This window comes from Embleya sp. NPDC059237 (genome assembly GCF_042754105.1).
In the GTDB taxonomy this organism is placed as follows: domain Bacteria; phylum Actinomycetota; class Actinomycetes; order Streptomycetales; family Streptomycetaceae; genus Embleya.
In genome coordinates this window covers 314442-332939 of sequence record NZ_JBHZAE010000001.1, presented here as the reverse complement: position 1 = coordinate 332939, position 18498 = coordinate 314442, and the positions used below count along the sequence as shown (strand labels likewise).

General features: G+C 71.2%; 19 protein-coding genes. 9 read left to right on the top strand and 10 right to left on the bottom strand.

Going from position 1 to position 18498, the window contains the following annotated elements; all coding sequences use genetic code 11:
- Nucleotides 1-59 precede the first annotated feature (59 nt).
- From ACFXKZ_RS01445 to gatC, 5 genes are all read right to left on the bottom strand, one after another.
- On the bottom strand, nucleotides 60-284 hold the full coding sequence (locus ACFXKZ_RS01445; RefSeq protein ID WP_379995166.1) for a hypothetical protein: 225 nt from the start codon (nucleotides 282-284) through the stop codon (nucleotides 60-62).
- A 354-nt stretch (nucleotides 285-638) separates the two neighbouring features.
- Nucleotides 639-2123 carry an Asp-tRNA(Asn)/Glu-tRNA(Gln) amidotransferase subunit GatB gene (gatB, locus tag ACFXKZ_RS01440; RefSeq protein WP_174861556.1) on the bottom strand — a complete coding sequence of 495 codons (1485 nt, stop codon included), beginning with the start codon at nucleotides 2121-2123 and terminating at the stop codon, nucleotides 639-641.
- Between the two features lie 14 nt (nucleotides 2124-2137).
- Nucleotides 2138-2374: a hypothetical protein gene (locus tag ACFXKZ_RS01435; protein ID WP_078975311.1), complete on the bottom strand. Its 237-nt coding sequence runs from the start codon at nucleotides 2372-2374 to the stop codon at nucleotides 2138-2140.
- Between the two features lie 39 nt (nucleotides 2375-2413).
- The gene (gene gatA / locus ACFXKZ_RS01430) at nucleotides 2414-3907 is read right to left on the bottom strand and encodes an Asp-tRNA(Asn)/Glu-tRNA(Gln) amidotransferase subunit GatA (RefSeq protein WP_379995164.1); all 1494 of its coding nucleotides are present in this window, start codon (nucleotides 3905-3907) and stop codon (nucleotides 2414-2416) included.
- A 5-nt stretch (nucleotides 3908-3912) separates the two neighbouring features.
- Nucleotides 3913-4209, bottom strand: coding sequence for an Asp-tRNA(Asn)/Glu-tRNA(Gln) amidotransferase subunit GatC (gene gatC, locus ACFXKZ_RS01425; protein ID WP_078975313.1), 297 nt, complete (start codon nucleotides 4207-4209; stop codon nucleotides 3913-3915).
- A gap of 482 nt (nucleotides 4210-4691) precedes the next feature.
- Between gatC and ACFXKZ_RS01420 the strand changes: the two genes are divergently transcribed.
- A complete protein-coding gene (locus tag ACFXKZ_RS01420; RefSeq protein WP_379995161.1) occupies nucleotides 4692-5612 on the top strand; it encodes an alpha/beta fold hydrolase in 921 nt (306 codons plus the stop codon).
- Nucleotides 5613-5888: 276 nt separating this feature from the next.
- Here the strand turns inward: ACFXKZ_RS01420 and ACFXKZ_RS01415 are convergent, their stop codons facing one another.
- Nucleotides 5889-7571, bottom strand: coding sequence for a penicillin-binding transpeptidase domain-containing protein (locus tag ACFXKZ_RS01415; protein ID WP_379995159.1), 1683 nt, complete (start codon nucleotides 7569-7571; stop codon nucleotides 5889-5891).
- A 112-nt stretch (nucleotides 7572-7683) separates the two neighbouring features.
- Between ACFXKZ_RS01415 and ACFXKZ_RS01410 the strand changes: the two genes are divergently transcribed.
- Nucleotides 7684-8631 (top strand): LysR family transcriptional regulator, encoded by a 948-nt coding sequence (locus ACFXKZ_RS01410; RefSeq protein WP_379995157.1) that lies wholly within the window; start codon nucleotides 7684-7686, stop codon nucleotides 8629-8631.
- 74 nt (nucleotides 8632-8705) lie between these two features.
- On the top strand, nucleotides 8706-9581 hold the full coding sequence (locus ACFXKZ_RS01405) for a serine hydrolase (RefSeq protein WP_379997261.1): 876 nt from the start codon (nucleotides 8706-8708) through the stop codon (nucleotides 9579-9581).
- A gap of 49 nt (nucleotides 9582-9630) precedes the next feature.
- Here the strand turns inward: ACFXKZ_RS01405 and ACFXKZ_RS01400 are convergent, their stop codons facing one another.
- Nucleotides 9631-10431 (bottom strand): phosphotransferase family protein, encoded by an 801-nt coding sequence (locus ACFXKZ_RS01400; RefSeq protein ID WP_379995155.1) that lies wholly within the window; start codon nucleotides 10429-10431, stop codon nucleotides 9631-9633.
- A gap of 625 nt (nucleotides 10432-11056) precedes the next feature.
- On the opposite strand from ACFXKZ_RS01400, the gene ACFXKZ_RS01395 reads away from it, so the two are divergent.
- The 4 genes from ACFXKZ_RS01395 to ACFXKZ_RS01380 all read left to right on the top strand — a co-directional run bounded on the left by ACFXKZ_RS01395 (nucleotide 11057) and on the right by ACFXKZ_RS01380 (nucleotide 14656).
- Nucleotides 11057-11872: a Scr1 family TA system antitoxin-like transcriptional regulator gene (locus tag ACFXKZ_RS01395; protein ID WP_379995153.1), complete on the top strand. Its 816-nt coding sequence runs from the start codon at nucleotides 11057-11059 to the stop codon at nucleotides 11870-11872.
- Nucleotides 11873-11876: 4 nt separating this feature from the next.
- Nucleotides 11877-12071 carry a DUF397 domain-containing protein gene (locus ACFXKZ_RS01390; RefSeq protein WP_379995151.1) on the top strand — a complete coding sequence of 65 codons (195 nt, stop codon included), beginning with the start codon at nucleotides 11877-11879 and terminating at the stop codon, nucleotides 12069-12071.
- A 73-nt stretch (nucleotides 12072-12144) separates the two neighbouring features.
- The gene (locus tag ACFXKZ_RS01385; RefSeq protein ID WP_379995149.1) at nucleotides 12145-12333 is read left to right on the top strand and encodes a DUF397 domain-containing protein; all 189 of its coding nucleotides are present in this window, start codon (nucleotides 12145-12147) and stop codon (nucleotides 12331-12333) included.
- A gap of 1933 nt (nucleotides 12334-14266) precedes the next feature.
- Nucleotides 14267-14656 carry a VOC family protein gene (locus ACFXKZ_RS01380; protein ID WP_379995147.1) on the top strand — a complete coding sequence of 130 codons (390 nt, stop codon included), beginning with the start codon at nucleotides 14267-14269 and terminating at the stop codon, nucleotides 14654-14656.
- Nucleotides 14657-14710: 54 nt separating this feature from the next.
- On the opposite strand, the gene ACFXKZ_RS01375 is transcribed toward ACFXKZ_RS01380, so the two are convergent.
- Genes ACFXKZ_RS01375 through ACFXKZ_RS01365 form a run of 3 tightly spaced genes read right to left on the bottom strand, consistent with a single transcriptional unit; the run spans nucleotide 14711 to nucleotide 16102 of the window.
- Nucleotides 14711-14989, bottom strand: a complete 279-nt coding sequence (locus ACFXKZ_RS01375) for a type II toxin-antitoxin system RelE/ParE family toxin (protein WP_379995145.1) — start codon at nucleotides 14987-14989, stop codon at nucleotides 14711-14713.
- 4 nt (nucleotides 14990-14993) lie between these two features.
- Complete coding sequence (locus tag ACFXKZ_RS01370; RefSeq protein ID WP_379995143.1) at nucleotides 14994-15275, bottom strand: type II toxin-antitoxin system Phd/YefM family antitoxin; 282 nt, start codon at nucleotides 15273-15275, stop codon at nucleotides 14994-14996.
- A gap of 47 nt (nucleotides 15276-15322) precedes the next feature.
- Nucleotides 15323-16102, bottom strand: coding sequence for a TetR/AcrR family transcriptional regulator (locus ACFXKZ_RS01365; RefSeq protein WP_379995141.1), 780 nt, complete (start codon nucleotides 16100-16102; stop codon nucleotides 15323-15325).
- Nucleotides 16103-16272: 170 nt separating this feature from the next.
- Here ACFXKZ_RS01365 and ACFXKZ_RS01360 point away from each other — a divergent pair, with 170 nt between their 5' ends.
- Both ACFXKZ_RS01360 and ACFXKZ_RS01355 read left to right on the top strand, forming a co-directional pair.
- Nucleotides 16273-16866 (top strand): NADPH-dependent FMN reductase, encoded by a 594-nt coding sequence (locus ACFXKZ_RS01360; RefSeq protein ID WP_379995139.1) that lies wholly within the window; start codon nucleotides 16273-16275, stop codon nucleotides 16864-16866.
- A 57-nt stretch (nucleotides 16867-16923) separates the two neighbouring features.
- Nucleotides 16924-18441, top strand: coding sequence for an MDR family MFS transporter (locus tag ACFXKZ_RS01355; protein ID WP_379995138.1), 1518 nt, complete (start codon nucleotides 16924-16926; stop codon nucleotides 18439-18441).
- Nucleotides 18442-18498 lie beyond the last annotated feature (57 nt).

The window sequence follows — 18498 nt, the reverse complement described above, 5'->3', positions numbered from 1 at the left end:
CCGCAGGGTTCCGCCGAGCGTGGCCGGCGTCACGTGCCTGCCTCGCGTCTTACGCGCTTCTACCGCGCGAACAGGCGCAGATGGGATATCCGCCACCCCGATACGCCGCGATCGGAACTGAGACCGCCGGCACCGTGACCGCTTCGCCGCTCCTCGCGCCGGGCCGCCCGCGCCGCCTTGGCCGCCAACCGGCTCGTGCGCAGCGCCTCGCGGACCACGCGGTCCCGCTCGGCAGTGGCGCGCAGTTCGAGTTGGCGGGTGCGGAAGAGTTCGTATTCCAACATGGTGTTCGACCTCCGGGTCACCGAGCCGGTCCGTCCGGCTCGTGGTACGAGCTTCGCGTCCCAGGGGGGCTGCGGACATCGGTCGGATGCCGCATCCGGGATCACTCGGCTCGCCCGCTACCGATCTAAGGCGCCTCGGAAGAACCCGATAAGGGGGTCGAACAGACCTAGGGAGAACCCCGGTGGAACTTCAGGCACACCGAGGTACTTTCCGACCACGGACGGTGAAGAGCGGCTGAACGGAGGCCAACGGGCGCCGAACACCGGCTCCTGTCCGGACTCGAAAAACGCCGAGAGCCCCCGACCGCGCGCGGCGGTCGGGGGCTCTCGGCACCATCCAAGAAGGCGGCCCGGTCAGGACACGCCCAGGCGCTCCAGGATCAGCTCCCGTACGCGCGCCGCGTCGGCCTGCCCGCGCGTGGTCTTCATCACCGCGCCGACCAGCGCGCCCACCGCCTGCACCTTGCCGCCGCGGATCTTGTCGGCGATGCCCGCGTTGGCCGCGATCGCCTCGTCCACGGCCGCGCCGAGCGCGGAGTCGTCCGAGACGACCTTGAGCCCGCGCGCCTCGACCACCGCGTCCGGCTCGCCCTCGCCGGCCAGTACGCCGTCGATCACCTGGCGGGCCAGCTTGTCGTTCAGCTCGCCGCCCTTGACCAGCGCCGCCACGCGGGCGACCTGGGTCGGGGTGATCGGCAGCGTGGCCACCTCGACGCCGCGCTCGTTGGCCCGCCGGGACAGCTCGCCCAGCCACCACTTGCGCGCCGCGTCCGCGTCGGCCCCGGCGTCGATCGTCGCCAGGATCACGTCGAGCACGCCCGCGTTGACCATCGACTGCATCTCGAAGTCGTTGACGCCCCACTCGGCCTGGAGCCGGGCCCGGCGCAGCGACGGCAGTTCCGGCAGCGTGCCGCGCAGCTCCTCGACCCACTCGCGCGAGGGCGCGACGGGCACCAGGTCGGGCTCGGGGAAGTAGCGGTAGTCCTCCGCCTCCTCCTTGATCCGACCGGCGGTGGTGCTGCCGTCGTCCTCGTGGAAGTGCCGGGTCTCCTGGACGATGGTGCCGCCGTCGGAGAGCACCGTGGCGTGCCGCTGGATCTCGAACCGGATGGCCCGCTCGACCGAGCGCAGCGAGTTGACGTTCTTGGTCTCGCTGCGGGTGCCGAACTTCTCCCGCCCCTTGGGCCGGAGCGACAGGTTCGCGTCGCAGCGCATCTGGCCGAGTTCCATCCGGGCCTCGGACACCCCGAGCGCGCGGATCAGCTCGCGCAGTTCGGCCACGTACGCCTTGGCGACCAGCGGGGCCAACTCGCCCGCGCCCTCGATCGGCTTGGTGACGATCTCGATCAGCGGGATGCCGCACCGGTTGTAGTCGAGCAGCGAGTAGTCGGCGCCGTGGATGCGGCCGGTCGCGCCGCCCATGTGCAGCGACTTGCCGGTGTCCTCCTCCATGTGCGCGCGCTCGATCTCGACCCGCCACGTCTTGCCCTCGACCTCGACGTCGAGGTAGCCGTCGAACGCGATCGGCTCGTCGTACTGCGAGGTCTGGAAGTTCTTCGGCATGTCCGGATAGAAGTAGTTCTTCCGGGCGAAGCGGCACCACTCGGCGATCGAGCAGTTGAGCGCGAGGCCGATCCGGATCGCCGACTCGACAGCGGTCGCGTTGACCACGGGCAGCGCGCCGGGCATGCCCAGACACGTCGGACAGACCTGGCTGTTGGGCGCGGCGCCGAACTCGGTCGAGCAGCCGCAGAACATCTTGGTCGCGGTGCCCAGTTCGACGTGGACCTCCAGGCCCATCACCGGGTCGTAGGTCTCCAGCGCGTCCTCGTAGGACATCAGGCTGGTGGTACTCACAGGGCGTCGGCCTCCGTCAGCTCGTCGTCGGTCTCGCGCATCGCCCGGATCAGCAGGGCGAAACCGGTGACGACCGCGGCGGCGCTGATCACCGCGTCGGCCAGTTCGAGCTTGTCGTTCTTGCCGCGCGCCTCCTTGATCTGCTTGATCACGCCGAAGGCGCCGACGAGTTGCATGCCGACGCTGAAGACCTTGCCGATGTTGCTCTTGGGGGCTTTCTTCTTCTTGGCCATATCGACTCCTCGAAAAGTCGCCGGGAAAGTCGGGAAGGATCAGAGCGCGGGCGCGCGGTCGAGCAGCGGGGTACCCCAGCGGGAGAGGTAGCCGGCCTCGACGGCGGCGCCCACCTTGTACAGCCGATCGTCGGCCATCGCCGGCGCGATGATCTGCAGACCCACCGGCAGGCCGTCCTCGTCCGCGAGCCCGCACGGCAGCGACATCGCGGCGTTGCCCGCGAGGTTGGACGGGATGGTGCACAGGTCCGCGAGGTACATCGCCATCGGGTCGTCCGCGCGCTCCCCGATCGGGAAGGCGGTGGTCGGCGTGGTCGGCGAGACCAGAACATCGACCTGTGCGAACGCGGCCTCGAAGTCGCGCGTGATCAGCGTGCGGACCTTCTGCGCCTGGCCGTAGTACGCGTCGTAGTAGCCGGAGGACAGCGCGTACGTGCCGAGCATGATCCGGCGCTTGACCTCGGCGCCGAAGCCCGCCTCGCGGGTCAGCGACATGACCTCCTCGGCGGAGTGCTCGCCGTCGTCGCCGACCCGCAGGCCGTACCGCATGGCGTCGAAGCGGGCCAGGTTGGAGGACGCCTCCGAGGGCGCGATCAGGTAGTAGGCCGGCATCGCGTAGGTGAAGTTGGGGCAGGAGATCTCGACGATCTCCGCGCCCAGCTCGCGCAGCAGTTCGACGGCCTCGGCGAAGCGCGCCAGCACGCCCGTCTGGTAGCCCTCGCCGGCGAACTCCTTGACCACGCCGACGCGCATCCCGCGCACGCTCCCGGAGCGGGCGGCCTCGACCACGTTCGGCACCGGGGCGTCGATCGAGGTCGAGTCGAGCGGGTCGTGCCCGGCGATCGCCTCGTGCAGCAGCGCCGCGTCGAGCACGGTGCGCGCGCACGGGCCGCCCTGGTCGAGCGAGGAGGAGAAGGCGACGAGGCCGTAGCGGGAGACCCCGCCGTAGGTCGGCTTGACGCCGACCGTGCCGGTGAGCGCGGCGGGCTGGCGGATCGAGCCGCCGGTGTCGGTGCCGATCGCCAGCGGCGCCTGGAAGGAGGCGATGGCGGCGGCCGAACCGCCACCGGAGCCGCCGGGCACCTTCGTGGTGTCCCACGGGTTGCCGGTCGGGCCGTAGGCGGAGTTCTCGGTCGAGGACCCCATGGCGAACTCGTCCATGTTGGTCTTGCCGAGGACGACCACGCCCGCGTCCTTGAGCCGGCGGGTCACGGTCGCGTCGTACGGCGGCCGCCAGCCCTCCAGCATCCTCGACCCGCAGGTGGTCGGCACGCCCTTGGTGGTGAACACGTCCTTGAGCGCGAGCGGTACGCCGGCCAGCGGGCCGAGGCGGTCGCCGCGCGCGCGGGCGTCGTCGACGGCCTTGGCCGCGGCGAGCGCACCGTCGGCGTCCACGTGCAGGTAGGCGTGCACCTTGGCGTCGACGGCCTCGATGCGGTCCAGGTGCGCCTGGGCGACCTCGACGGCGGTGACCTTGCCGTCGGCGATGGCGGAGGCGGTCTCGGCCGCGGTCCAGCGGATGGTCTCGGTCATGGCCGTCACTCCTCTCCCAGGATCCGGGGCACCCGGAAACGCTGCTCTTCGGCGGCCGGCGCACCGGACAGCGCCTCCTCGGGGGTGAGCCCGGGGCGGACGACGTCCGGCCGCATGACGTTGGTCAGCGGCAGCGGATGCGAGGTCGGCGGGATGTCGTCGGCTGCGACCTCGGCGACGCGGGCTACCGCGCCGATGATGTCGTCGAGCTGGGCCGCGAGGTGGTCGAGCTCCTCGGCCCCGAGCTCCAGGCGCGACAGCCGGGCGAGGTGGGCGACCTCCTCGCGCGTGATGCCAGGCATGCAGGCGGGTTCCTTCGGTTTCGTCGGGTGTGGGGGCCAAGTCTATGGCGAAGCGGAAACGGATTCCGTGACGGCCGGACGGGCCGGCGGCGCGATCCGGCGGCGGGGTGGTCCACCGCCCGACGGCGGGGTGGTCCACCGCCCGACGGCGGGGTGGTTCACGCGGAGTACGGCCGGCTCGGCGGGGCTGGGCGGGTGCGCGAACGCGCGCCGAGGGCGCCGCGGGGGGCGTGGCGGGGGTGTGGCAGGGGTGTGGCGGCCCCGGGCAGGCGCGAATATTTCCGGCCGGATGGCACATCTCGTCGAACAACCCGGAAGTAACTTCACTCAAATGCCAACTTCCGTTACCGACTGGGTAAGAGAACCTTGCGAAGCCACTCTCCGGTCTGCGTCCCCCCGCGTCGATCGGCCCTTCGCACAACTCTTGGGCCCGGCGTCCGAGAGCGCGCTCGTCAAGGACTCGGGGCTTGGGAGGGGACACGATGGCCGCCATCGTGCTGGTACACGGGATCGCGCAGGAATACAGGTCGGCCCACACGCTCGAGGAGGAGTGGGTCCCACGACTGGCCCGGGGAGTGAAGGCCGCAGGTTTTCCCGAGGTCGCGGACCGTCTGTGGAAGTACCGCCACACCCGTCGCGGGATCGACGCGCGGATGGCGTTCTATGGTGATCTGCTCCGCCGGCACCCGTCGCAGAGCGAAATGATCGACGAGGACATCCAGCACGAGGTGACCGCGCGGATAGGCCGCGAATGGCTGGATCGTGCCGCGGTTCGCGGCTCGGTACCGCCGGAACGGCAGCGCGCGGCACGGGAGATCGCCCGCCTGGAGGGCGGGCCCGGGGAGACGGGACGCACCGTCGTGCTCTCCCCCACGTGTGGACTCGCGGGGCTGCGCTGGTTCGCGGCCGACGGCCCGGGCTCGGCCGGCGGATTCGTGAACAAGGCGCTCACCCAGCTCACCCGCTATCTGACGGACGATCAGACCCGGAATCGGGTGCTGGACCGGGTCGGTGCCGAGATCGGCTTCGACACCAAGGTGGTGATCGGGCATTCGCTCGGGGCGGTGGTCGCGTACGAACTCGCGCACCGCTTGCGCAGACCGCTGCCGCTGCTGATCACCCTCGGGTCGCCGCTCGGCCCGGACACGGTGGTCGACTCGTGGGTGCGGCCGCAGCCGGCGCAGCCGCCGGCGTTCGTGGAGAACTGGGTGAACCTCGCCGACCGGGACGATCTCGTGGCGGCCGATCCCACGTTGGCCCGGATGTTCCCGGTGCCCATGGAGGGCGGGCCGGTGCTTCGGGGTGGGTACACCGGGGAGCATGGGGCGGAGCCGCACAAGGCGTGTTTCTACCTGCAGCGGCGGGAGATAGGACGGTCTGTGGGGTTGGCCTTCGGGGTTTAGGTCTCCTTGGGCGGGGCTTGGTTGTTCGCGGTGCGGGTGGGCTGCGGCCGGCTGGTTTGAGGCGCGGCCGGGCTGCGGTACGGCTGTTCGCGCGTGGCGGCCGGCCTGCGGCCCGCTTGTCCTCAAGCGCCGGACGGGCTACTTGGCCTCAAACGCCGGCCGGGCTGGATGTCGCTCGGTCGGCGTTTGAGGTTGGCGTTGGTGTTTGAGGTCGGCGTGCGACGTCTGCGTTCGAGGTTGGCGCTTGGCGGGCGGTTCGGTTGGTGTTGTGCGTGGTCAGGTCGTTGTCGACAGGATGTCGTGGACTATCGGGCCGGCGGAGCCGCTGCCGGTGATGCCGCCTTCGACCAGGCAGGCGATGGCTACGTTGCCTCGGTAGGCGACCAGCCAGCCGTTGTTGGGGCCGGTCTCGGTCACCTCGGCGGTGCCGGTCTTGGCGCCGACGTCGCCGGGGAGGTCGGCCAGGATCTTGGCGGAGCCGTCGGTGACCGTGGCGCGCATCAGGCCGCGCAGGTCCGCGACCACCGACGCGGGCAGGTCGCGGCCCTTCGCGGTGGGCCGTTGGCCCTTGATCACCACCGGCTGGCGGAACTTGCCGGACACCGCCGTCGCCGTCGCCGACGCCATGACCAGCGGGTTCGCCTGTACCGTGCCCTGGCCGAACATCGCCGCCGACTTGTCGGTCTCGTCCACCGGCAGCGGCACCTTGCCGTCGAACGAGGCGATCCCCGTCTTCCACTCCTGGCCGATCCCGAAGTGGTCGTTCGCGAATCGGCTCAGCTCGTCGTTGCCGAGTTTGCCGCGCAGCGAGACGAACGCCGTGTTGCACGAGTGCTTGAAGTCCTCGCGGAACGTGGCCCCACGGATCTCCGACGTCTCCACGTTGTGGAACTGCTTGCCCACGGTCAGGTACTTCGGGCAGTCCACCACATCGCTCGGCTTCACCGCGCCCTTGCTCAGCAGCGCCGCGGTGGTGATCACCTTCATCGTCGAGCCGGGTGCGTACCGACCCATGAAGGCCCGATTCATGCCCGTGGTCGGCGCGTTCGCGAGCGCCAGTACCTCGCCCTTGTCGATGCTCACCGCGACCAGGCCGACCAGCCGCCCGTTGGCGTGCTTCGCCACCGCCGCGTCCGCCGCGCGCTGGAGCCTCGGGTCGATCGTGGTGGCCACCGGGCCGCCGCCCGGGGCCGGCCTGGTCGCGCCGAACTCGGCCTCGGTCGACACGACTTCGCCGGTGGCCCGGCTGATCAGCTGTACCGATCCGCCGCCGGACCCGGCCCCGCCGCCGGCGGCGAAAATCGGGGTCAGCGACGGGTGGTCGGCCGGGGACAGGACACCGCCGTTGCGGTCCAGCACCTTCGCCGCCGGCGCGCCCGCAGCGCCCTTGGCCAGCCGGAACTTGGCCTCGGCGCCGAGCTTGGGGTGGACCAGGGCCGGCTGCCACTTCACGATCCAGCCCCCGTCGCCCTTGGCCAACGTAAGCGTCGAGTCGTAGTTCCAGGCGCCGAGTCCGGCCACCGGCATCGCCGCGCCGAACGGCACCGTGACCGCGCCGGCCGCCGCCCGGGCCGGGCCGGGAGTGAACGTGGGCTCGGTGATCTCCAGGCCGACGGTGAAGCTGCGCAGCGTGGTCTCGGCGGTCGGCGGATCGTCGGTCAGCCGCGCCGCCTCCGCCCAGCGGCCGGCGGCCCAGTGGTCGAGGAAGGTACGCGCGGCCCGGTCCGCCTCGCCGCTCGCCGTGCCCCGCGCCCCGGCCGGGCCGAGCCGGTCGTCGTCCCCGCCCCCGAGCCGGCGATCGACGGCGGCCCAGCCGGTGCCACCGAGGACCAGCGCGCCCGCGACCACGAGGGCCCAGGCGCGGCGGGGCCGCCTGGGGCGGCGCCTGGCTCGGGGCTCCGGTCCGGGTGACCCTGGCGATCCCGGCGACCCGGGTATCGCGTTCACTCCGTGCGTCATCTGCGTCCTCCCCGATCTGCGCGTGCCTCGACAGGAGAACAGGGATTCGACCGGGAGGTCCAAGAGTGTGATCGCACCGGGGCCGATAGCCCAATGGCTATCATTGCTGGTCATGGACCTCCTTCGGCATCTCCGGTACTTCCGGACCGTTGCCGAGGAAGGACACGTCGGCCGCGCCGCGGAGCGACTGCGGGTGGCCCAGCCGTCCCTGTCGCAGCGCATCCAGCGGCTCGAACGCGAACTGGGCGTGCGCCTGTTCGATCGCAACAGCCGGGGGGTCGTGCTGACCCCGGCGGGCCGGGTCGTCCTGGCCGAGGCGGGCGCGTTGTTGGCCGCCGCCGATCGGCTCGGCGCGGCCGTGGCCGGGTTGCGCAGCGGGGCCACGGGCGCGATCCGGGCGGCCGTGCCGCCGGACCTGGGCGGCGCGGCCGTCGCGGCGATCCTGACCGGGTTTCGGGACCGCTCGCCGGGCGGCACGTTGGAGCTGCGCGAGCTGACCACCGCCGGGCAACTGCGCGAGTTGGCGGCCGGCACCCTCGACGTGGGCGTACTGCGCCACCCATGCGCGGTGGCCGACCTGGAGCTGGGGCCGATGTCGTACCAGCCGCTCGGGGTGCTCCTGGCCGCCGGGAACCCGCTCGCGGATTCGACCGAGATCGGGCTCGCCGACCTGACGGGGTGTGAGCTGGTGCTGTTCCCGCGGGAGTTCGCCCCGGCGCTGTACGACGAGACGCTGACCGCATGCGCCCGGCACGGCTGTACGCCGGCGGCGGTGCACGACGTCCCGGCCGGCGACTTCGCGCGGGCGCTGGTGTTGTCCGGCGCGGCGGTGGCGCTGATGCCCGCGACGGCGCCCGAACCGGGCACGGTGTGGCGGCCGTTGGCTGGGACGCCGCTCGCGTGGCGTACCTCGACGGCCTGGCCGCGCGGCGCCGACGGGCCGGCCGTGCGGGCGTTCACCGAGACCGCGCAGGACGCGCTGCGGCGCCACGCCGGGGTGCTCGCCGAACGTCCCGGCCGGCCGCTCTTCCCACGCCCCGCCTCGGAGTTCCCGCTGTGACCGATCCCCGCACCGCACCCGACGGCGGCCCCGGCGCAGGCCGCCCGAGCCCCGGCGCCTCGTCGCCGCGCGTCCTGCGCACCGTCCGGGGGCGCATCACCGCCGCCTTCGCCGACGCCGGCGTCACCGGTGCGCTGCACGCGGTCGACATCGACAGGGGTCGCGAGGTCGAAGTGGGTGCGGACACGCTGTACAGCACGGCGAGTCTGCACAAACTGTGCCTGGTCACCACGCTGTTCCGGGAGGCGGCGGCGGGCCGGGTGGAGCTGACCCGGCGGATCGAACTGCCTGCGGGCGCCGGGCGTTCGCCGGGCGGTACCGGCGTGGCCGCGATGCTGGATCCGGTCACGATGTCGCTGCGCGACCTGGCCTCGCTGACGGTGGCGGTGAGCGACAACGCGGCGGCCGACGCGCTGTGGGACGAGCTGGGCCTGGACACGGTGAACGCGACCATGGTCGAACTGGGCCTGACCCGGACGGTGGCGATCGAACCGCTGCGCGAGCTGTACGCGGGCATGCGGGAGGACGCCGGCCCGAACGGCCCGGCGGCGCTGGTCGACCCGGCCGTGGTTGCCCGGCTGCGGGCCCTCGATCCGAACCGCTCGAACCGGGGCACGCCGCGCGACCTGACCCGGCTGCTCGCCGCGATCTGGCGGGACGAGGCGTGCGGGGGCGAATTCGGGGCGGGGCTGCGCCGGGTGCTCGGCCTCCAGGCATGGTCGCACCGGCTGGCGTCCGGTTTCCCGTTCGACGACGTCCGGGTCTCCGGGAAGACCGGGACGCTGCCGACGATGCGACACGAGGCCGGCGTCGTCGAATACCCGGACGGTGGCCGCTACGCGATCACGGTCTGCACCCGCTCGGCGGACACGGCGGCCTCGTTGCCGGCCGCGGACGCGGTGATCGGGACGGTGGGGAGGTTGGCGGTGGATGCGCTGAGGGTGCGGTGAAGGGTGCGGTGAGCGGGAGAGGTCCCGCCGGTGAGGGCGGCTTCGCCGGTCACTCGTCGAGCAGCGTCGCCCAGCGCGCGACGCCGGGGGCGGCGGCCTTGTCCCCCATGAGGTCGATCTCCTGTCGCTGCCGGGCCGCGACGAAGGCGCACAGCGCGGCGCGATCGGCGCGCCGCCACACGGGGAAGCGATTCAGCCAGGCCCGGGCCGACTCGGGAGTGTGGCCACGAAGGAGCAGCCGGTCGTAGAGCCCGGCATACTCGGCCCACGCCGGCCCGATCGCCGCGCGGCCCCAGTCGAGCAGGTACAGCCGGCGGCCGTAACCGGCGTACCTGATCATCAGGTTCTCCGGGTCCAGGTCCGTATGCACGAGCGTGTCGCCGGCCAGCAGGGAACGCTCGTCGCCGGTGAGGTACTTCTCCCATCGTTCGGCGAGGGGCGGCAGTTCGACACCGGGCGGCGGGTCGATGGTCTGTACGTCCTCCAACGTCTCGGCCAGCACACCCAGTTCGCCGGAGCCGGGCGAGAGGTCGAGATGCGTCCCGTCGACATACTCGAACACGAGCACGCACCACCCGTCGACGGCGATCTCCCCGAGCAGCGTCGCCGCGAACCGCCCCACGATCGGCGACACCACCGCCTCCCGCCGCAACCCCTCGGCCACGTCGGTGTCCCCGATCGGCGCACCCTTGGCGAACGCACGGCCGCCTTCCGCGGTGCCCAGCGTCGCCACGAACGGCGACGTGTAGCACGTGTCCGGACTCTCGGCCCCGACCACCGTCCCCACGACCGACTCGACGCGCCGCCGAACGGCGCCGGGCAGGTCATCCCATACGTAACGCGTAGTCATGCACATGCCTCTCGATTCGTTCACGGGATCGTGGGGATCACGAGGGTCGCGGGGCCCTCGACCCCGGCGGGGCGGGGCCCGCGGGGGATCGCCCCGCGGGATGGCCATCACCGCTCGTGATCACCGCCGGGTCCCACCGGTGACCGCACAGCCGTCGCCATCACGCCCCACACCCTCCGCCCGCGTAATCGGCGCCCCACTCCCAAGACTTGAGCCCAGACGCCGATCCGTGGGCGACCGCGCGAAGGACCCGCCTACGCCGGGAGGTTCACCGCATCGGGCAATCCGGCGAGCACCGACACGGCGGATCCGGGGTGGGCCACGGATCCCGCGCCGAACGCTTGTGCCGCTCGCGCGGCACAACCACGCGCACCCCCTCCGGCCCGACCGTGTACACAGCGATCGTGATGCCGCTGCCCGGCGGCTCGGGGACGGATTCGGCGTCCGTGTCGATGAGATGCGATGGGGCGAGGGGCTTTCGCAGGGGGTGGGTCATGCCGGGCCGCCTTCCGTTGACATACAAACTCAATGCAGTCGTTTGTATGCCAAGCGTGACGAGAAGTACCTATGATCGGCTGGGGCCGGGGTTGACTTCGTTCGCTTTCAACGTGTTTCTGGGGGCACTGTGTCCGCCGCCACCGAACTGGACCCCTCGGCGTCCGTTCTGAAGTTCTACGCGACCGAACTGAGGCGCGAGCGCGAGAAAATCAAGATGACCCAACGCGAGATGGCCAAGCGTGCCTGGATGGCCCCGTCGCTGCTCAACAAGATCGAGGCCGCGAAGCGCCTCCCCACCGAAGACTTGTCCAAGCTCGCCGACGAACTCTTCGCAACAGGCGACCGCTTCCAGCGATTGTGGCCACTGGTGATCAGGTACGCGTACCCGACGTGGTTCAGGCCGTTCGTCGAACTCGAAGAGGCGGCGACGATCATCAGGTCGTTCGAGGTGCAGGTAGTACCCGGATTGCTTCAGACGGAGCGCTACGCCCGCGCGGTTCTGGCAGCCAGGCGGCCCGATGCGACCGCACTGGAGGAACAGGTCACGGCTCGGATGCAGCGGCAACGCATCTTCGAGCGCCCTGATCCCCCAGAGTTTCGTGCCGTGCTGGACGAGAACGCCCTGCGCCGCTGCTGGGGGAGTTCCGAGATCATGCGTGAGCAGTTCGAGCGCATCATCGAACTTGCACAACTGCCTCGCTTCGTGATCCAGGTGATTCCCTACGAAGCCGGCGGTCATGCGGGGGTGGGCGGGCCGTTCGCAGCGCTTACGCTGGACGAAGGACCAGACGTGGTCTACGTGGACGGATTCTTGCAGGGGCAGATTCTCGCGGCACCGGCGGAAGTGAGGGCCGCTCAGCGAGCCTACGATCTGCTGACTGCCGAGGCCCTTTCGCCCACGCGGTCAATCGATCTGATCGCCTCCACGCTGAAGGAACTGTGAGCCCATGATCACGAAGGCAGCCACGCCCCGGCACTGGCGCAAGAGCAGCTACAGCAGCGACAACGGCGGCAACTGCGTCGAGGTCGCAACCACCCTCGACACCATCCCGGTTCGCGACAGCAAGGCCCCGGACCTCGGGCACCTCACCATCACCACCACCTCCTGGTCGGCCATGCTGACCACCCTCCACACGACCTGACCAGCCGCCCGGCCTCCGCCGCCCACTCCCGGACGGCGGAGCCCGGTCCGCCGACACATGGACTCGTGATCACATGCCACAGACCACGCCCTCCGGTTGGCGCAAGAGCAGCCACAGCAGCAACAACGGCGGCAACTGCATCGAGGTCGCAACCACCCACACCGCCGTCCCGGTCCGCGACAGCAAGACCCCCGACCTCGGCCACCTCACCATCACCCAGGCTTCTTGGTCGGCCCTGTTGGCAGCCCTTCAGAGACCCTGACCCACCTCCCAGACGCTTCGATGGCCCGAATTTCTCGACGAGACATGACCGTTGCGTTTCCGACGGGCGCCATCAGCAGGCGGGCGGTCGAGTCGAGCCCGCCGGGAGCCTTCCCGAGCGGGCCGGGCGCTTCCGGCGCGCGTTGCGCTGTTGGTTCCGGGTGGCCGGTGCGGGGTCGGTCTGAGTCGGTGGGTGGGCCGCCGCCGGCGTGCGGGGCTCCGAGACTTGGGGCTTGCGGCGAGGCGGGTGTGTTGGTCAGCGGAAAAGCGACCAGCAGCGGCGGGCGGGGTGGGTGCTCGGGTCGGGTTCGCCGGGCGTGCGCTCCCGAGTGGGTCGGCTGCTTCCGGCGGGGGTTGCGCTGGTGGTTGCGGGTGGCCGGTGCGGGACCGGTCAGAATCGGTGGTGGGCCGCCGCCGGCGTGCGGAGCTCCGAGACCTGGGGCTTGCGGCGAGGCGCGCGTGTTGGTCGGCGAAAAAGCGACCAGCAGCGGCGGGCGGGGTGGGTGCTCGGGTTGGGTTCGCCGGGCGTGCGTTCCCGGGTGGGCCGGGCGTTTCCGGCGCGCGTCGCGCTTGGGGTTGCGGGTGGCTCGTGCGGGGCGGGTCTGAGTCGGTGGTGGGCCGCCGCCGGCGTGCGGGGCTCCGAGACGAAGGGCTCCCGACGAGACAGCCCCGTTACTCGGGGAAAACCGGCCGGCAGCGGCGGGCAGGAGGGTGCTCGGGTCGAGTCCGCCGAGGAGCCGTCCCGAGTGGGCCGGGCGTTTCCGGCGTGCGGTCGGCGTGTGGGTGACGAGGTTCACGAAACCGGACGGCGTGGGGTGCCGTGGCCTCGGCGTGAGGGAAAACCGCAGGTCAGCGCGAAGAGGGGAGCGATTGAGGTGCCTCGGGATCCGGTTTCGACCCTCACTGGGCACTTCCGGTCCTCTCGACGACCCCCGTAACGCCGCAGCGCGCCGGCTCCGACCAGGCACATTCGGTCTCCACGCTCGCGTTGAGGGGGTCGGAGCGCACGAAACCGGCACTCGCCACCCGACTTTCCGCCCCGACCCCGCAAAACCGCAGGTCACAGCAACTCGAAGTCCACAATCACCCGCCGAGATCCGGTTCCGGACGCCAACCTCTCCCTCAACGCCCCCGAAACGCACCAACCCACCCCGGAAGGCTCCTCGGCGGACTCGACCCGAGCACCCTCCCTGTCCGCCGCTGCTGGTCGCTTTTTCGCCGACCAACACGCGCGCACCGCCGCAAGCCCCAAGTCCCGGAGCCCCGCACGCCGGCAGCGGCCCACCACCGACCCAGACCCGCCCCGCACGAGCCACCCGCAACCCCAAGCGCAACGCGCGCCGGAAACACCCGGCCCACCCGGGAACGCACCCCCGGCGAACCCAACCCGAGCACCCACCCCGCCCGCCGCTGCTGGTCGCTTTTTCGCCGACCAACACGCGCGCCTCGCCGCAAGCCCCAAGTCTCGGAGCCCCGCACGCCGGCGACGGCCCACCACCGACCCAGACCCGCCCCGCACGAGCCACCCGCAACCACAAGCGCAACGCACGCCGGAAACACCCGACCCACCCGGGAACGCACGCCCGGCGAACCCAACCCGAGCACCCACCCCGCCCACCACCGCTGGCCGCTTTTAAGCCGACCAACACACCCGCACCGCCGCAAGCCCAAGTCCCGGAGCCCCGCACGCCGGCAGCGGCCCACCACCGACCCAGACCCGCCCCGCACGAGCCACCCGCAACCACAAGCGCGACGCGCGCCGGAAACGTCCCACCCACCCGGCAAGGCCCCCGGATCACCCGAGCCTCCAAAGTCCTGCCACCCCCGGCCCGCTCATGCAACGAGGCCAACGGCTAGGCTGGGGGGAGCATCGCGTGTCGGTCGCCGGCTGGGTGAGGCATGGAGGTGCCGGGAGTTGCCTTCGGAGGCATTCCTTGTCTGTCGAGTTGAATCACACCATCGTCCACGCCCGGGACAACCGGGAGTCCGCCGAGTTCTTCGCGGATCTGTTGGGACTTGAAATCTCCGGCGAGTGGGGACCGTTCGTCGCGGTCGCGCTCGGCAACGGCGTCACGCTGGACTTCGCCACCATTCCGCCGGACAAGATCACCCCTCAGCACTACGCCTTCCTCGTCTCCGAACCGGAGTTCGACGCCGCGTACGCGAAGATCAAGGAGCGCGGGATCGAGCACTACGCCGATCCGCATCAGCAACACCCCGACACGATCAACCGCAACGATGGCGGCCAAGGGGTGTACTTCATCGATCCGGCGGGCCACTACATGGAGCTGATCACCGTGCCGTACGGCGGTTGGCCCGCGTAGGCACGCCACTTGGGCAACGGCCTCGCCATTGGAGCGCGTTGCGTCGCCCGCGCCCTAAAGACTGCGATAGATGTCACGGCGGTTACCAGCGGCCAGTACCCACACGATCAGGTGACCCTGTTCGACCGTGTAAACGATCCGATAGTCACCGACTCGGAGACGCCATCGGGCGCTGTGCCCCTGGAGGGCCTTGATATCGAAAGTTGCAGTGTCTCCTCTGTCCATCGCCCGCTGTAGTTCCGTCAAGCGATGGAGGATCCGGACTGCATCGATGCGGGGAACCTTGTGCAAGTCCCGCTGGGCGGACGGGGTAAAGCGCGTGAGGTAACCCATCAGGTCAGGCGTGGTGGTTTTGGAGCAGGGCAGCCATCTCTTCGAGTGAGACGGACCCATCGGTTCCTTCGGCTTCAGCCTCGTCCGCCAGCTTGTTGAGCCAGGAGTCTTCGGCCCGCTCGGCCAACAGACGCAAGCGTCGGAACTCGTCGATGTCGAGCACGACAGCTTCTTGCTTGCCACGCCGCGTAATGATCGTCGGAGTCTCGTCGCGTCGAGCGCGGTCGAGAACATCCGCGAGATGGTTACGAACCTCGGCCATGGATGCAATCACAGGCTCACTCATGTCACAAATGTATCAGATGTACATCTTCGCCTCGATCGCATGCCGGGTCAGATGTGCAGGCGGGTGGCGAGGCCGTCCAGGATGCAGTCGAGGCCGGTTTCGAATTGCCACTGCGGGTCGTCCTTGTGCTGCGCCGTGCTGATGTAGTCGTGGAACGCCGGGTAGCGGCCGGTGCGGATGAGCCAGGTCATCTCCGGGGCCATGGACGTGCGCAAAGCGTCGGCGTCGCCCGGGGCACCCTGGGCCGCCATCAGGCACCGCGTCGCGACCTCGGCGGCCGTGCGGCCCTGGACGTATGAGCCCACCGCGTCGACGGCGGCCATCGTCTCGTCGGCGGACAGGCCGGCCTCGGACAGCGCCCGCAGGCCCCACTCGGCCACCGCCACCCGGTTCGGGGTCGGCGCGACCGCCGCCCGGGCCGAGGGCAGCTGCACCAACCACGGGTGGCGCAGGACCAGTTCGCGGGTGGCCACGGCCAGGCTCCGCAGCGTCTCGCGCCACCCCGCACCCGCCTCGGGCGCGACCAGTTCGCCGTACGCGCGGTCGAGCATCAGCTCCAACAGGTCGTCCTTGCCCGACACATACCGATAGGCCGCCATCGGCGCGACGCCCAACTCGGTCGCCAGCCGCCGCATCGTCACCGCCTCGATGCCCTCCGCGTCGGCGATCCCGACCGCGACCTCCGCGATGCGCTCCGGCGTCAGCAAGGTACGGGCGGCCGGGGTCGGGGTGGCCAATCGCTCCCACAACGAGATGCGCGGCGCTGCGACGTCGGAGGCGCCCGCCCCCGCCCGGGCAGGGGACGACTGCTTCTTCCGGCCGGCCATGGCGACGGCTCCTCCCGGGACGTGAAGCGCTCTGGTGTGCACGGGTACGGGTACGCGTACATCGATGTGTACAACGTATCAGGAGTAGACGACGTACACCGTGCTGTGTACGTTGTATCTTGACCGATACGACGTACACAGCCAAGTGATCGAATACCCGGGAGCCCCCCATGCCCACCCCCCTCCGCCTCGCCGTCCTGGTCGGCAGCACCCGCGAAGGTCGCTTCGCCCCCGTCGTCGCCGAGTGGATCCGCGATCGGGCCGCCGCCCGCGACGACCTCCGCTTCGACGTCGACCTCGTCGACCTCGTCGAGACGCCGCTGCCCACCGTGTTCCCGGCCTTCGGGCAGCCGCCCGCGGCCGACACCGTCGCCTTGCTCGCCGAGGTGTCCCCTCGGCTTGCCGCCGCCGACGCGTTCGTGATCGTCACGCCGGAGTACAACCACAGCTTTCCGGCCGCGTTGAAGAACGCCATCGACTGGCACGGCCCGGAGTGGCAGGCCAAGCCGGTCGGCTTCGTGTCCTATGGCGGTCTCTCCGGTGGCCTGCGTGCGGTCGAGCAACTGCGGGTCGTGCTGGCCGAGTTGCACGCGGTCACCGTCCGGGACACGGTCAGCTTCCACGGGCACTGGGACAAGTTCGACGCCGACGGCGGCGCGATCGACCCGGCCGCGAACGCCGCCGCCGACACCATGCTCGACCGCCTCGCATGGTGGGCCCACGCCCTGCGCGACGCGAAAGCGGCCCACCCGTACGCGGCCTGACTCAACCGTCACACCGGCCGATCCACGCCGCACCCGCACCACGCCCCGGGGGTACCCATGCAGTCCGACACCGCGCCGCCCGACAAGATCCCCCTCGCCGTCCTCGGCCCGATCCTCGGCATGTTCCTGGGCATGCTCGACGGCACCATCGTCGGCACCGCCCTGCCCACCATCGTCGGCGACCTCGGCGGCCTGGATCGGCTCTCCTGGGTGGTCACCGCCTACCTGCTCGCCGCCGCCGCGACCACGCCCATCTGGGGCAAGCTCGGTGACCTGTACGGCCGCAAGGGCGCGTTCACGGCCGCCATCGGCGTCTTCCTGGTCGGCTCGATGGCGTCCGGCCTGGCCCGGGACATGAACGAGCTGATCGTCTTCCGGGCGGTCCAGGGCCTGGGCGCCGGCGGGCTGATGGTCGGCGCGTTCGCCCTGATCGGCGTGCTCGTGCCGCCGCGCCAGAGTGGCCGCGTGCAGTCGCTCTTCGGCGCGATCATGCCCATCGCCATGGTCGGCGGGCCGCTGCTCGGCGGCTTCCTGACCGATCACCTGGACTGGCGCTGGGCGTTCTACGTCAACGTCCCGGTCGGCGTCCTGGCGCTCGCCGTCGTCGGCCTCGGCATCCGCATCGAGCACGTGCGGATCAGGGCCCGCGTCGACATCGCCGGCGCCGCCCTGCTCACCACCGGGATCGTCGCGCTCACCCTGCTCGCGGGCTGGGCCGGCACCTCCCACGCCTGGACCTCGCCGCGGATCCTCGGCCTCGCCGCCCTCACCGTCGTCGCCCTCGCCTGCTTCGTCCCGGTCGAGCGGCGCGCGGCGGAGCCGATCATCCCGCCCCGGCTGTTCGCCGACCGCAACTTCACCCTCGCGCAAGTGCTGAGCTTCCTGGTCGGTGCGGTGATGATGGCCGCGATGAACTACCTCCCGCAATACATGCAGTTCGTCCGGGAGACCTCGCCGACCGCCGGCGGCCTGCTGCTCCTGCCGCTGATGTTCGGCATGCTCGGCGTACAGATCGCCACCGGGCGCCTGATCGGCCGCAACGGGCGCTACCGGGTGTACCCGATCCTCGGCGGCGCGGTGATGGTCGTCGGCGCGCTCGCCCTGCTCGGGCTGCGCGGGGACACCCCCACCGCCGTCGCCTCCGCGCTCACCGCCGTGGTCGGGATCGGCATCGGCTTCGTCATGCAGAGCACCACGCTGATCACCATGAACAGCGCCGACCGCCGCGACCTGGGCGCGGCGAGCGGTACCGCCACGCTGACCCGGACCATCGGCGGCTCGCTCGGCGTCGCGCTGCTCGGCTCGGTGTACGCCCGCCATCTGGACGGGAACACCCCCGACAACCCCGCGGCCCCGCGCGAGCTGCCCGCCGCCGCCCGGGACACCTTCCACGCCGCGGTCACCGGCGGCCTGCACGGCGTCGCGATCGGGCTCGCGATCCTGTCCGCGCTCGCGTTCGCGGTGTCCTGGCTGGTCCGCGAGGTCCCGCTGCGCGGCGCGCCCGACGAACCGGCGGCGCCCGGGTCGGCCGCGCCGGTCGCGCCGTCCGCCGGGGCCCGCGTCGCCTCGAACTAAGCTTCCGGGCGTGGACACCCCAGAACGCACTTTTCCCTGGTCACCCGGCGCCACCGG

What these genes read in the sequence shown, in the direction of transcription:
- ACFXKZ_RS01390 (WP_379995151.1), top strand. Translation starts at nt 11,877, where the DNA reads ATGATCACGAAGGCAGCCACGCCCCGGCACTGGCGCAAGAGCAGCTAC.
- ACFXKZ_RS01385 (WP_379995149.1), top strand. Translation starts at nt 12,145, where the DNA reads ATGCCACAGACCACGCCCTCCGGTTGGCGCAAGAGCAGCCACAGCAGC.
- ACFXKZ_RS01365 (WP_379995141.1), bottom strand. Translation starts at nt 16,102, where the DNA reads ATGGCCGGCCGGAAGAAGCAGTCGTCCCCTGCCCGGGCGGGGGCGGGC.
- gatA (WP_379995164.1), bottom strand. Translation starts at nt 3,907, where the DNA reads ATGACCGAGACCATCCGCTGGACCGCGGCCGAGACCGCCTCCGCCATC.
- ACFXKZ_RS01435 (WP_078975311.1), bottom strand. Translation starts at nt 2,374, where the DNA reads ATGGCCAAGAAGAAGAAAGCCCCCAAGAGCAACATCGGCAAGGTCTTC.
- ACFXKZ_RS01370 (WP_379995143.1), bottom strand. Translation starts at nt 15,275, where the DNA reads ATGAGTGAGCCTGTGATTGCATCCATGGCCGAGGTTCGTAACCATCTC.
- ACFXKZ_RS01410 (WP_379995157.1), top strand. Translation starts at nt 7,684, where the DNA reads ATGGACCTCCTTCGGCATCTCCGGTACTTCCGGACCGTTGCCGAGGAA.
- gatB (WP_174861556.1), bottom strand. Translation starts at nt 2,123, where the DNA reads ATGTCCTACGAGGACGCGCTGGAGACCTACGACCCGGTGATGGGCCTG.
- gatC (WP_078975313.1), bottom strand. Translation starts at nt 4,209, where the DNA reads ATGCCTGGCATCACGCGCGAGGAGGTCGCCCACCTCGCCCGGCTGTCG.
- ACFXKZ_RS01375 (WP_379995145.1), bottom strand. Translation starts at nt 14,989, where the DNA reads ATGGGTTACCTCACGCGCTTTACCCCGTCCGCCCAGCGGGACTTGCAC.
- ACFXKZ_RS01360 (WP_379995139.1), top strand. Translation starts at nt 16,273, where the DNA reads ATGCCCACCCCCCTCCGCCTCGCCGTCCTGGTCGGCAGCACCCGCGAA.
- ACFXKZ_RS01400 (WP_379995155.1), bottom strand. Translation starts at nt 10,431, where the DNA reads ATGACTACGCGTTACGTATGGGATGACCTGCCCGGCGCCGTTCGGCGG.
- ACFXKZ_RS01355 (WP_379995138.1), top strand. Translation starts at nt 16,924, where the DNA reads ATGCAGTCCGACACCGCGCCGCCCGACAAGATCCCCCTCGCCGTCCTC.
- ACFXKZ_RS01420 (WP_379995161.1), top strand. Translation starts at nt 4,692, where the DNA reads ATGGCCGCCATCGTGCTGGTACACGGGATCGCGCAGGAATACAGGTCG.
- ACFXKZ_RS01445 (WP_379995166.1), bottom strand. Translation starts at nt 284, where the DNA reads ATGTTGGAATACGAACTCTTCCGCACCCGCCAACTCGAACTGCGCGCC.
- ACFXKZ_RS01415 (WP_379995159.1), bottom strand. Translation starts at nt 7,571, where the DNA reads ATGACGCACGGAGTGAACGCGATACCCGGGTCGCCGGGATCGCCAGGG.